This window comes from Enterobacter sp. SORGH_AS_0287 (assembly GCF_031453695.1).
Taxonomy (GTDB): domain Bacteria; phylum Pseudomonadota; class Gammaproteobacteria; order Enterobacterales; family Enterobacteriaceae; genus Enterobacter; species Enterobacter ludwigii.
In genome coordinates this window covers 4139151-4151535 of sequence record NZ_JAVIZW010000001.1, presented here as the reverse complement: position 1 = coordinate 4151535, position 12385 = coordinate 4139151, and the positions used below count along the sequence as shown (strand labels likewise).

The window sequence follows — 12385 nt, the reverse complement described above, 5'->3', positions numbered from 1 at the left end:
CTGCTACAGTTTATTACGCTTCGTCGCCGAACCAGCAAATATTACGTGCGGCCATGATGAGTTCGCCGGCTTTCTCGTCGGTTAAACCTTCGATATCAGCCAGGTCATCAACGCCTTGCTCAGCGAGATCTTCCAGCGTACAAACACCACGGGCAGCCAGCTTGAACGCAATCGCACGATCAAGACCTTCCAGATTCAGCAGGTCATCAGCCGGCTTCTTATCGCCAAGGCTTTCTTCCTGAGCCAGTGCCAGGGTGGTCAGTGCGTTTTTAGCGCGTTCACGCAGGGCTTCAACGGTGGCTTCATCAAGACCGTCGATTTCCAGCAGCTCTTTCATTGGCACATAGGCCAGTTCTTCAAGGGTAGAGAAACCTTCTTCAACCAGAACAGTGGCGAAATCTTCGTCAATATCCAGGTATTTCGTGAAGGTATCGATCGCCGCATGGGCTTCAGCCTGATGCTTAGCCTGCAGGTCATCAACGGTCATTACGTTGAGTTCCCAGCCGCTCAGCTGTGACGCCAGGCGTACGTTCTGACCGTTACGGCCGATTGCCTGCGCCAGGTTGCCCGCTTCAACAGCGATATCCATGGTGTGTTTGTCTTCGTCAACAACGATAGACGCCACATCCGCCGGAGCCATTGCGTTAATCACGAATTGCGCCGGGTTGTCGTCCCACAGGACGATATCGATACGCTCGCCGCCCAGTTCGGTAGAAACCGCCTGAACACGCGCACCGCGCATACCTACGCAAGCACCGACCGGGTCGATACGCTTGTCGTTGGTTTTCACCGCGATTTTCGCGCGTGAACCCGGATCGCGGGCAGCCGCTTTAATCTCGATAACTTCTTCGCCGATTTCCGGTACTTCGATACGGAACAGTTCAATCAGCATCTCTGGCTTGGAACGGGTCACAAACAGCTGTGCACCACGCGCTTCAGGGCGTACGGCATACAGAACGCCACGAATACGATCACCCGGGCGGAAGTTTTCACGCGGCAGCATGTCTTCACGCAGGATAACGGCTTCAGCGTTACCTGGCAGCCCTTCAGATTTGATTTCCAGAGAGATGTTGTCGCGGTTTACTTTCTTCACCACGCCGGTAATGATCTCACCTTCCTGATCGCGGAACTGATCGACAACCAGCGCACGCTCAGCTTCACGGACTTTCTGGACGATAACCTGTTTTGCGGTTTGCGTGGTGATACGGTCGAAGGTGACAGATTCAATCTGATCTTCAACATAGTCACCCACGTTCAGGCTTTCGTCTTCAAAACGCGCCGCTTCCAGGGTGATCTCTTTCGTCGGTTGGGTCACCTCTTCAACGATTACCCAACGACGGAATGTATCGAAGTCACCGCTTTTACGATCGATTTCTACGCGAACATCGATCTCTTGTTCGTATTTTTTCTTGGTTGCTGTAGCCAGTGCACTTTCCAGCGCTTCGAAAATCTTCTCACGCGGCAGTGATTTCTCGTTGGAGACGGCTTCAACAACAGCCAAAATTTCTTTGTTCATCGCGGGCTTTTCACCTCAATCCAGACTGTTAAAAGTGGGGAACCAGGTTCGCCTTCTGGATATTACTCAGCGCGAACACTTCATCTTTGCCTTCGACTGTAACCGTGATCATTTCACCATCAACGGCTTTGATAATTCCCTGCCATTTACGGCGGTTCTGTACGGCCATACGCAGAACGAGAGCCACTTCTTCACCGGTAAAGCGCACATAGTGCTCGGCCGTGAACATCGGGCGATCGAGGCCGGGTGAGGAAACTTCCAGGTTGTACGCAACGGTAATCGGGTCTTCAACATCAAGAACCGCACTCACCTGGTGGCTAACATCAGCACAATCATCAACATTGATGCCATCTTCACTATCAATATAGATGCGCAGCGTCGATGTACGGCCGCGAACGAATTCGATGCCGACCAGTTCGTAGCCCAGTGCTTCGACCGGTGCAGTAATCATCTCTGTTAATTTTTGCTCTAATGTGGACAAGCCCACCCCCAAGACATAAAAAAAGGGCGTAAAGCCCAGTTATTCTGTAGTCAGATAACAAAAAACCCCGATAAATCGGGGCTTTAGATAACTGAACCCTATAGCCGCAACTGCGGCCTGGAGCACTCTCCGAAAGAATTTTTTCAAATCCAGCTACGAAGGCTCTAAGTCTTCACAGTATATTTGAAAAAGAACTTTATGGGAAAGTGGTTGCGGGGGCCGGATTTGAACCGACGACCTTCGGGTTATGAGCCCGACGAGCTACCAGGCTGCTCCACCCCGCGCCTGAAACGTGGCAAATTCTACGCGTTTTGGAGAGAATTTGCAAATAATGCTGGGATTTGGTACCGAAGACGGGACGTAAAATCGGCGTTTAGTATATTGATAGTGAACCCCACCTGTCAAGCCAGTTTCCGCCAGGTCAAACAAAGGGAAAATTTTACAAAAAACGCACGAGTCTCTTCCGGTCATCGACAAAAGATGATTAAATGAATACTCACTTATTTTGCATAAACATGCATCGAGAGCGAAAGCGGTCTCTTAATCAGTCAATCAAGCAGGGTTTTATTTTATGACGACGATTCTCAAGCATCTTCCGGTAGGACAACGTATTGGCATCGCTTTTTCAGGCGGCCTGGATACCAGCGCTGCACTGCTGTGGATGCGCCAGAAGGGAGCGGTTCCGTATGCATATACTGCGAACCTGGGTCAGCCGGATGAGGACGATTATGATGCAATCCCTCGTCGCGCTAAAGAGTATGGCGCAGAGAACGCGCGCCTGATTGACTGCCGTAAGCAACTGGTCGCTGAAGGTATTGCTGCTATTCAGTGTGGTGCTTTCCATAATACTACCGGCGGCCTGACCTATTTCAATACCACCCCGCTGGGCCGTGCAGTGACCGGTACCATGCTGGTTGCCGCCATGAAAGAAGATGGCGTAAACATCTGGGGTGATGGCAGTACGTATAAAGGAAACGATATCGAACGTTTCTATCGTTATGGCCTGCTGACCAACGCCGAGCTGCAGATTTATAAACCGTGGCTCGATACCGACTTTATCGACGAGCTGGGCGGCCGTCATGAAATGTCCGAGTTTATGATCGCCTGTGGCTTCGACTATAAGATGTCCGTTGAGAAAGCCTACTCTACCGATTCCAATATGCTGGGTGCGACGCACGAAGCGAAGGACCTGGAATTCCTGAACTCCAGCGTGAAGATCGTTAACCCGATCATGGGTGTGAAGTTCTGGGACGAAAACGTCAAAATCCAGGCGGAAGAAGTTACCGTGCGTTTCGAGCGCGGCCATCCGGTTGCCCTGAACGGCAAGACCTTCTCTGACGATGTGGAACTGATGCTGGAAGCTAACCGTATCGGTGGCCGTCACGGTCTGGGCATGAGCGATCAAATAGAAAACCGTATTATCGAAGCAAAAAGCCGTGGCATCTATGAAGCCCCTGGGATGGCGCTGCTGCACATTGCTTATGAGCGTCTGCTGACCGGTATTCACAACGAAGACACCATCGAGCAGTATCACTCCCATGGTCGTCAGCTGGGTAAACTGCTGTACCAGGGCCGTTGGTTCGACCCACAGGCCCTGATGCTGCGTGATGCACTGCAACGTTGGGTGGCAAGCGCGATCACCGGTGAAGTGACGCTGGAGCTGCGTCGCGGGAATGACTACTCGATTCTGAACACCGTGTCCGACAACCTGACTTATAAAGCAGAGCGTCTGACCATGGAGAAAGGTGAATCCGTGTTCTCTCCGGACGATCGTATTGGCCAGCTGACCATGCGTAACCTGGACATCACCGATACCCGTGAGAAGCTGTTCAACTACGTTGAGAATGGCCTGCTCTCCGCAAGCGCCGGTAATGGCCTGCCGCAGGTTGAAAACCTGGAGCACAGCGTTAAGAAGTAAGGCTTACGCAGAAATGCAAAAGGCGCCCACTGGGCGCCTTTTTTACGACCGCTACAGAACCGTTCCCGCTGGCACGAACGTACCCGCCGACGAAAACGCCCCTTCTACAGACGAAATCTACAGACGAAAAAAAAGACGTCTTTCGACGTCTTTCTTCTGGAATATTGGTACCGAGGATGGGACTCGAACCCACAAGCCCGTTAGGGCACTACCACCTCAAGGTAGCGTGTCTACCAATTCCACCACCTCGGTACTGAATACTTAGTGCGGGATATCGCTGGTCGGCTTAGCCGGTGCAGCTGGCTGAGTCTGCTCAGTTTTCGCTGGCGCGCTCAGATTTTCCCACTCGCTTCCTTTGCTGGTCTTGTTGCTGTTGATATTGCCAAGCGCCAGACTGATGATGAAGAACAGCGTAGCCAGAATCGCCGTTGTGCGGGTCATGAAGTTCGCAGAACCACTTGAACCAAACAGCGTACCGGAAGCGCCTGCTCCGAAGGAGGCTCCCATATCAGCGCCTTTACCTTGCTGCAGCATGATCAGCGCTACGAGAGCGATGGCTACAATAAGGAAAATAACTAAAAGAGCTTCGTACATAATCAACCTGTTCCTTGCGGATTTGCCGCATACCAATGCTTCGACCAATTAGCAGGATTTTTGTTTCCCACTGAAGCGGGTGTGAATACTAACCAAAGCGAATGTGCTTCGCAAGGGCAATTTTGACGCATTGTATCAACTGCGGAAAAAAACAGCAAAAAGCCATCAATTGCTCAAAACAAAGGCGGCAAGCGCCGCCTTTTTAATCACTTAACGTGAAAAACTATGCAGCTTTTACGGCATCCGCAATACGGTGCGCAAATTCATTCACCTGCGCCTCGTCTTCGCCTTCCACCATTACGCGGATCAGCGGTTCGGTTCCAGACTTACGCAGCAGAACACGCCCACGGTTGCCCAGCGCGACTTCAACGTCAGCCATCACCGCTTTCACATTTTCATTTTCCAGCGGGTCGCCTTTACCGGCGGTGAAACGCACATTCACCAGGATCTGCGGGAACATTTTCATGCCGCTGCAGAGATCGTGCAGGCTCATATGGTTGCGCGCCATGGCGGCAACAACCTGCAGCGCAGCGACGATACCGTCTCCGGTGGTGGTTTTATCCAGCAGGATCACGTGGCCTGAGTTTTCAGCCCCGATGCGCCAGCCTTTTTCCTGCAGTTTTTCCAGCACATAGCGGTCGCCCACTTTTGCACGGACAAACGGAATACCCAGCTGTTTCAGCGCCAGCTCGAGACCCATGTTGCTCATCAGCGTGCCTACTGCACCGCCGCGCAGCTGGCCCTGACGCAGACCTTCACGCGCAATGATATAGAGGATCTGGTCGCCGTCGACCTTATTACCTTCGTGATCGACCATGATCACGCGATCGCCGTCGCCATCCAGTGCGATGCCCAGATCGGCTTTTTCCGCCAGAACGCGCGCCTGCAGAGCACGAACGTCAGTCGCACCCACCTGTTCGTTAATATTCAGGCCATCAGGCTCACAGCCGATGGTAATCACGTTCGCACCCAGTTCGCGGAAAACATTCGGCGCAATGTGATAGGTCGCACCGTTGGCGCAGTCCACCACAATTTTAAGATGGGCCAGGCTCAGTTCGTTCGGGAAAGTACCTTTGCAGAATTCGATGTAACGACCCGCGGCATCGACAATACGGTTCGCTTTACCCAGCTCGGCGGAGTCGACACAGGTGATCTCTTTTTCCATCTCCGCTTCGATCGCCTCTTCCACTTCATCCGGCAGCTTAGTGCCGTCGATGGAGAAGAATTTAATGCCGTTGTCATAAAACGGGTTATGCGAGGCCGAAATCACAATCCCTGCTTCAGCACGGAAAGTACGCGTCAGATATGCCACAGCAGGCGTTGGCATTGGGCCAGTGAAGGAAGCGGAAAGCCCCGCGGCAGCCAGACCGGCCTCCAGCGCTGACTCCAGCATATACCCGGAGATACGGGTATCTTTACCAATGATGATTTTACGAGAGCCATGACGTGCAAGGACTTTACCCGCCGCCCAGCCCAGTTTCAGTACAAAATCAGGGGTGATTGGCGCATCACCCACGCGCCCACGAATACCATCGGTACCAAAATATTTACGATTACTCATAGCGTTTGTTTTCCTTCGCTGCCAGTGTAGCTTCCACTACACGCATGGCTTCTACTGTTTCTTTAACGTCATGGACACGAATAATGTGCGCGCCCTGCATCGCCGCAATTACAGCGCAGGCCAGGCTTCCGCTCAGACGTTCGCTCGGCCCTACATTCAGTAACTGACCAATCATCGACTTTCTCGACATACCAACCAGCAATGGCAGGTCGAAATGATGGAATTCCGATAAGCGCGCAAGCAGCTCATAATTGTGAGAGAGATTTTTACCGAAACCGAACCCCGGGTCGAGCAGCAATTTCTCTTTTGCGATACCCGCACGTTCACAACGTGCAATATGCTCAATAAAGAAGCGATTTACGTCGGCATAAACATCGTCATACTTTGGCGCTTCCTGCATGGTTTTCGGCTGTCCTTGCATGTGCATCAGGCAAACCGGTAGCCCGGTCTCCGCGGCCGCCTCCAGTGCGCCAGGCTCCGTCAGTGAGCGAATATCATTGATGATGTGAGCACCCACTCTCGCGACTTCACGGATCACTTCAGGTTTAGACGTATCGACGGAGATCCACACCTCGAACCGCTGTGCGATAGCTTCAACCACAGGCACCACGCGCGCCAGTTCTTCTTCCACCGAAACGTCTGCCGCCCCAGGGCGCGTCGATTCCCCGCCTACGTCAATGATGGTGGCGCCCGCGTTAATCATCAAATTTGCGTGCTTCACAGCCTCGATAAGCGTGTTATGCGTGCCGCCGTCAGAGAAGGAGTCAGGCGTGACATTCAGGATACCCATCACATGCGGATGTGAGAGATCGAGATGCGAGTCCTGGGCGAATAGTTTCATGGTCAAATCCCTGGTATCAATATGGTTTTACAGAAAAGAAAAACCCCGGAGCAAGCTCCAGGGTTTGAGGTGCAAACATAGATTTCAACAGCAGTGACTTACTTGTCGCCCAACTGTTCTGACATGGTGTTGCCCGGGTTCGGCGTACGCGGTTCATCGACCGGACGCGGCGCACGCGGTGTGCCATTGTTGTCAGAATTGTTGGAAGCGCCTGGGTCTTCCCAACCCGCTGGCGGACGCACTTCGCGGCGAGCCATCAAGTCGTCAATCTGCGGAGCATCGATGGTCTCATATTTCATGAGCGCATCTTTCATCGAATGCAGAATGTCCAGGTTATCGTTCAGGATCTGACGGGCGCGATTGTAGTTACGCTCGATCAGCAGCTTCACTTCCTGGTCAATGATACGTGCGGTTTCATCGGACATGTGTTTCGCTTTCGCCACGGAGCGGCCCAAGAACACTTCGCCTTCTTCTTCCGCATACAGCAGGGGACCCAGCTTCTCGGAGAAGCCCCATTGGGTCACCATGTTACGCGCCAGGTTGGTCGCGACTTTAATGTCGTTGGACGCACCGGTCGAAACATGTTCCGCACCGTAAATAATCTCTTCTGCCAGACGACCGCCGTAAAGGGTTGAAATCTGACTTTCCAGCTTCTGACGACTGGCGCTGATGGCATCGCCTTCCGGCAGGAAGAACGTCACACCCAGCGCACGACCGCGCGGAATAATCGTCACTTTATGCACCGGATCGTGTTCCGGCACCAGGCGACCGATAATCGCGTGACCAGCTTCGTGGTAAGCCGTGGACTCTTTTTGCGCTTCCGTCATCACCATGGAGCGACGTTCCGCACCCATCATGATTTTGTCTTTCGCTTTCTCGAACTCCACCATCGACACAACGCGTTTGTTACCGCGAGCAGCGAACAGTGCAGCTTCGTTGACCAGGTTTGCCAGGTCAGCACCGGAGAAGCCCGGCGTACCACGCGCGATGATTGCCGCGTCGACATCAGGTGCCAGCGGTACGCGACGCATGTGAACTTTCAGAATCTGTTCACGACCGCGTACATCCGGCAGACCAACCACAACCTGACGGTCGAAGCGGCCTGGACGCAGCAGCGCAGGGTCAAGAACGTCCGGACGGTTAGTCGCCGCGATAACGATAATACCTTCGTTACCTTCGAAGCCATCCATCTCAACCAGCATCTGGTTCAGCGTCTGTTCACGTTCATCGTGACCACCGCCAAGGCCTGCGCCACGCTGGCGGCCTACGGCGTCGATTTCATCGATGAAGATAATGCACGGTGCTGCCTTCTTGGCCTGCTCGAACATGTCACGCACACGAGATGCACCAACACCCACGAACATTTCAACGAAGTCAGAACCTGAAATAGTAAAGAATGGCACCTTCGCTTCACCCGCGATGGCTTTCGCCAGCAGGGTTTTACCGGTACCCGGGGGCCCTACCATCAGAACGCCTTTCGGGATCTTACCGCCCAGTTTCTGGAAACGGCTCGGTTCGCGCAGGTATTCAACCAGTTCGCCCACTTCTTCTTTTGCTTCGTCGCAACCTGCAACGTCGGCAAACGTGGTCTTGATCTGATCTTCCGTTAGCATACGCGCCTTGCTCTTACCGAACGACATGGCACCTTTGCCACCGCCGCCCTGCATCTGGCGCATAAAGAAGATCCAGACGCCAATAAGAAGCAGCATCGGGAACCAGGAGATGAAGATAGAAGCCAGCAGGCTTGGTTCTTCTGGCGGCTCGCCTACCACCTTGACGTTTTTGGTCAGAAGGTTATCAAGCAGCTTAGGATCATTCACCGGGATGTAAGTCGTGTAACGGTTACTATCTTTCTTGGTAACGTTGATCTCACGTCCGTTGATACGCGCTTCGCGAACCTGGTCCTGATTGACCTCCTGCAGGAAGGTAGAATAATCCACCTTGCGGCCATTCGACTCGCTGGGCCCAAAGCTCTGGAATACTGACATCAGCACAACGGCAATGACCAGCCAGAGTATTAGGTTTTTCGCCATGTCACTCAAGGGATTAACCTCATATTACAACTGTGTTAAAAACAGCGTCAGGATACTCTATATCCCGTGTCATTCAAACTTTCGTCTGAAAGACGCGGGTTATCATTTTCGCCCGGTCGCTACAATATACACTTCTCGGGAACGGGCCCGGGAAGAGTCCGGCTTACGAACTTTAACCTTCGCAAACAGGGAGCGAATTTCCTTAAGATACTCCTCGAAACCTTCGCCCTGAAACACCTTCACAACAAAACTACCACCAGGCGCTAGTACATCACGACACATTTCTAACGCTAGCTCCACCAAATACATGGCGCGGGGGATATCCACCGCCGGTGTTCCACACATATTTGGTGCCATATCTGACATGACAACCTGGACCTTACTATCACCTACACGCTCAAGTAGCGCTTTCAGCACTAATTCATCACGAAAGTCGCCCTGAAGGAAGTCGACACCGACGATGGGATCCATTGGTAAAAGGTCGCATGCGATGATTCGGCCCGTTCCGCCGATCTGCGTAACCGCATACTGGGACCATCCGCCAGGTGCTGCACCGAGATCGACAACCGTCATTCCCGGCTTAAAAAGTTTGTCACTTTGCTGTATTTCATCAAGTTTAAACCAGGCACGGGAACGCAACCCCTTTTTCTGTGCCTGTTGAACATATTTATCGCTAAAGTGTTCCTGAAGCCAGCGGCTGGAGCTGGCAGAACGCTTTTTACCTGTCATTTAACATTTCCGTCCTGGTTCATCGTTACTTGCCTGTGACGTAAATTTCTACGCAGCTATTTGGCGATATAAGGGAGATGGCGGTAGAATGAACCGTTTTCAATCCCAACGTAAGCAAAAATATACGATGAATCTGAGTACTAAACAAAAACAGCACCTTAAAGGTCTGGCACATCCGCTCAAGCCTGTAGTCATGCTTGGCAACAATGGTTTGACCGAAGGGGTGCTTGCCGAGATTGAACAAGCGCTGGAACACCACGAGCTGATCAAGGTGAAAATCGCCTCTGAAGACCGAGACACTAAAAACCTGATCGTGGAAGCCATCGTGCGTGAAACGGGTGCCTGTAATGTACAGGTCATCGGTAAAACGCTGGTGCTCTATCGCCCATCTAAAGAGCGTAAAATCTCGCTGCCACGCTAAGGATATCCTGAATCGAACACATTTTCTGTGTAAAACGAGGGATTTCTGTCAGCAGGTGAGCAAAATGCCACGCTCCTTGAGTTGATAAAAGGCCGCTATGCGGCCTTTTTCTTTTCTTTACAATGTATCAACATCTTAGTCGAGATGCGAATTACAGGTATTCAACCTTAATAATTTCGTATTCCACTTCGCCACCCGGGGTGCGGATAGTGACAACATCATCCTGCTCTTTGCCAATCAGGCCGCGAGCAATCGGGGAGTTCACCGAAATCAGATTCTGTTTAAAGTCCGCTTCATCATCACCCACGATGCGATAAGTCTGCTCTTCGTCATTGTCCAGGTTCAGCACGGTAACGGTTGAACCAAAAATGACGCGGCCATTGTTAGGCATTTTGGTGATATCGATAACCTGCGCATTGGACAGTTTTGCTTCGATATCTTTAATACGCCCTTCACAGAAGCCCTGCTGCTCACGCGCCGCGTGGTATTCAGCATTCTCTTTCAGGTCGCCATGCTCACGCGCATCCGCGATAGCGGCGATGATTTCAGGGCGACGAACGGATTTCAGAAAATCCAGCTCTTCGCGCAGTTTTTCGGCACCACGTAAGGTCATCGGAATAGCTTGCATTTGTTATACCTCTTAAACATTCCTGTTGGGAGCAGTGTTCCCTGCCCCGGCCCCCATGAGCGGGCCAGAAGCAAAAAGAAAACCGACCCGGGAGCGAAGCCCCAGGTCAGCAACAATTTTCAATTTGATACGCATTTTACCGCGAAGTTCACTATGGGTCATCGTTTACTTTGCAGTGCTATGCACCGTAGTATGACGGTTTGTTTTCGGGTTGTTAGCGCGAGATTATGCGATTTTCCAGATTTATCATCGGATTGACTACCAGTATAGCGTTCAGCGTTCAGGCCGCGAATGTTGATGAGTACATTAATCAGCTACCCGCAGGTGCCAACCTTGCCTTGATGGTGCAGAAGGTCGGGGCGCAGTCGCCAGAGATTGACTATCACAGTCAACAGATGGCGCTGCCTGCCAGTACCCAGAAGGTGATCACCGCACTCGCCGCCCTGCTTCAGCTTGGGCCTGACTTCCGTTTTACCACCACGCTCGAGACCAAAGGCAACATCGAGGGTGGCGAACTGAAAGGCGATCTTATCGCTCGTTTCGGGGGAGATCCTACGTTTAAACGCCAGGATATCCGCAACATGGTCGCGTCGCTGAAAAAATCTGGCGTGCAGAAGATTGATGGCAATGTGTTAATCGACACCTCTATTTTTGCCAGCCACGATAAAGCGCCAGGATGGCCGTGGAACGACATGACGCAGTGCTTTAGCGCTCCGCCAGCCGCCGCGATTGTGGATCGTAACTGCTTCTCCATTTCACTTTACAGCGCGCCAAAACCGGATGACTTAGCATTTATTCGCGTGGCGTCTTACTACCCGGTGACGATGTTCAGCCAGGTTCGTACCCTCGCAAAAGGCTCCCCGGATGCGCAGTATTGCGAGCTGGACGTGGTGCCAGGCGATCTTAACCGCTTCACGCTGACCGGGTGCCTGACACAGCGCGCCGACCCATTGCCGCTGGCCTTTGCGATACAGGATGGCGCAAGCTATGCGGGTGCCATTCTCAAGGATGAACTGAAGCAGGTGGGAATAACCTATTCCGGTACCCTGCTGCGCCAGACGCAGGTTAATCAACCCGGTACGGTCATCGCCAGCAAACAATCTGCGCCGCTGCACGATTTGCTACGGATTATGCTGAAAAAGTCTGACAACATGATTGCTGACACGGTGTTCCGTATGATTGGTCACGCGCGTTTCGGCGTGCCAGGAACCTGGCGTGCGGGTTCCGACGCCGTACGTCAGATCCTGCGCCAACAGGCGGGGATCGATCTTGGCAACACCATTGCCGTCGATGGCTCCGGGTTATCGCGGCATAATTTGATCTCCCCGGCAACGATGATGCAAGTACTTCAGTACATTGCACAACATGACACTGAGCTAAACTTTATTTCCATGCTGCCACTTGCCGGGCATGACGGTTCGCTTCAGTACCGTGCCGGCCTTCATGCGGCCGGGGTGGACGGAAAAGTTTCAGCCAAGACAGGTTCACTGCAGGGGGTTTATAACCTTGCAGGCTTCATCACTACCGCCAGCGGGCAACGCATGGCATTCGTGCAGTATCTTTCCGGCTATGCCGTCGAACCGACCGACCAGCGTAATCGTCGTATTCCACTGGTTCGCTTCGAAAGCAGGCTTTATAAGGACATCTACCAGAATAACTAGCG

Annotated in this window: 11 protein-coding genes and 2 tRNA genes; 3 read left to right on the top strand and 10 right to left on the bottom strand. The window is 52.5% G+C overall.

Annotated features, from left to right (window positions below; all coding sequences use genetic code 11):
• Positions 1 to 13: 13 nt before the first annotated feature.
• The 3 genes from nusA to QE396_RS19765 all read right to left on the bottom strand — a co-directional run bounded on the left by nusA (position 14) and on the right by QE396_RS19765 (position 2281).
• Positions 14 to 1516 carry a transcription termination factor NusA gene (gene nusA / locus QE396_RS19775; protein ID WP_014171785.1) on the bottom strand — a complete coding sequence of 501 codons (1503 nt, stop codon included), beginning with the start codon at positions 1514 to 1516 and terminating at the stop codon, positions 14 to 16.
• Between the two features lie 28 nt (positions 1517 to 1544).
• Positions 1545 to 1997, bottom strand: coding sequence for a ribosome maturation factor RimP (rimP, locus tag QE396_RS19770; RefSeq protein ID WP_014833432.1), 453 nt, complete (start codon positions 1995 to 1997; stop codon positions 1545 to 1547).
• 207 nt (positions 1998 to 2204) lie between these two features.
• A tRNA-Met gene (locus QE396_RS19765) sits at positions 2205 to 2281 on the bottom strand.
• Positions 2282 to 2568: 287 nt separating this feature from the next.
• Between QE396_RS19765 and argG the strand changes: the two genes are divergently transcribed.
• Positions 2569 to 3915, top strand: a complete 1347-nt coding sequence (gene argG, locus QE396_RS19760) for an argininosuccinate synthase (protein ID WP_020883538.1) — start codon at positions 2569 to 2571, stop codon at positions 3913 to 3915.
• A 165-nt stretch (positions 3916 to 4080) separates the two neighbouring features.
• Here argG and QE396_RS19755 read toward each other — a convergent pair.
• From QE396_RS19755 to rlmE, 6 genes are all read right to left on the bottom strand, one after another.
• A tRNA-Leu gene (locus QE396_RS19755) sits at positions 4081 to 4167 on the bottom strand.
• Positions 4168 to 4176: 9 nt separating this feature from the next.
• Positions 4177 to 4509, bottom strand: a complete 333-nt coding sequence (gene secG, locus QE396_RS19750) for a preprotein translocase subunit SecG (protein WP_020883537.1) — start codon at positions 4507 to 4509, stop codon at positions 4177 to 4179.
• A gap of 223 nt (positions 4510 to 4732) precedes the next feature.
• Positions 4733 to 6070 (bottom strand): phosphoglucosamine mutase, encoded by a 1338-nt coding sequence (gene glmM, locus QE396_RS19745; RefSeq protein WP_020883536.1) that lies wholly within the window; start codon positions 6068 to 6070, stop codon positions 4733 to 4735.
• A complete protein-coding gene (gene folP, locus QE396_RS19740; RefSeq protein ID WP_020883535.1) occupies positions 6063 to 6911 on the bottom strand; it encodes a dihydropteroate synthase in 849 nt (282 codons plus the stop codon). The genes glmM and folP overlap by 8 nt, the downstream gene beginning before the upstream one ends.
• 98 nt (positions 6912 to 7009) lie before the next feature.
• A complete protein-coding gene (ftsH, locus tag QE396_RS19735; RefSeq protein ID WP_025202925.1) occupies positions 7010 to 8944 on the bottom strand; it encodes an ATP-dependent zinc metalloprotease FtsH in 1935 nt (644 codons plus the stop codon).
• Between the two features lie 102 nt (positions 8945 to 9046).
• Positions 9047 to 9673, bottom strand: coding sequence for a 23S rRNA (uridine(2552)-2'-O)-methyltransferase RlmE (rlmE, locus tag QE396_RS19730; protein WP_014171792.1), 627 nt, complete (start codon positions 9671 to 9673; stop codon positions 9047 to 9049).
• Positions 9674 to 9800: 127 nt separating this feature from the next.
• Between rlmE and yhbY the strand changes: the two genes are divergently transcribed.
• Positions 9801 to 10094: a ribosome assembly RNA-binding protein YhbY gene (gene yhbY / locus QE396_RS19725; protein WP_003861814.1), complete on the top strand. Its 294-nt coding sequence runs from the start codon at positions 9801 to 9803 to the stop codon at positions 10092 to 10094.
• A 151-nt stretch (positions 10095 to 10245) separates the two neighbouring features.
• On the opposite strand, the gene greA is transcribed toward yhbY, so the two are convergent.
• Entirely contained in the window at positions 10246 to 10722 is a 477-nt protein-coding gene (gene greA, locus QE396_RS19720; RefSeq protein WP_014171793.1) for a transcription elongation factor GreA, read from the bottom strand.
• A gap of 227 nt (positions 10723 to 10949) precedes the next feature.
• On the opposite strand from greA, the gene dacB reads away from it, so the two are divergent.
• Positions 10950 to 12383 (top strand): serine-type D-Ala-D-Ala carboxypeptidase, encoded by a 1434-nt coding sequence (gene dacB, locus QE396_RS19715; RefSeq protein ID WP_020883534.1) that lies wholly within the window; start codon positions 10950 to 10952, stop codon positions 12381 to 12383.
• Positions 12384 to 12385 lie beyond the last annotated feature (2 nt).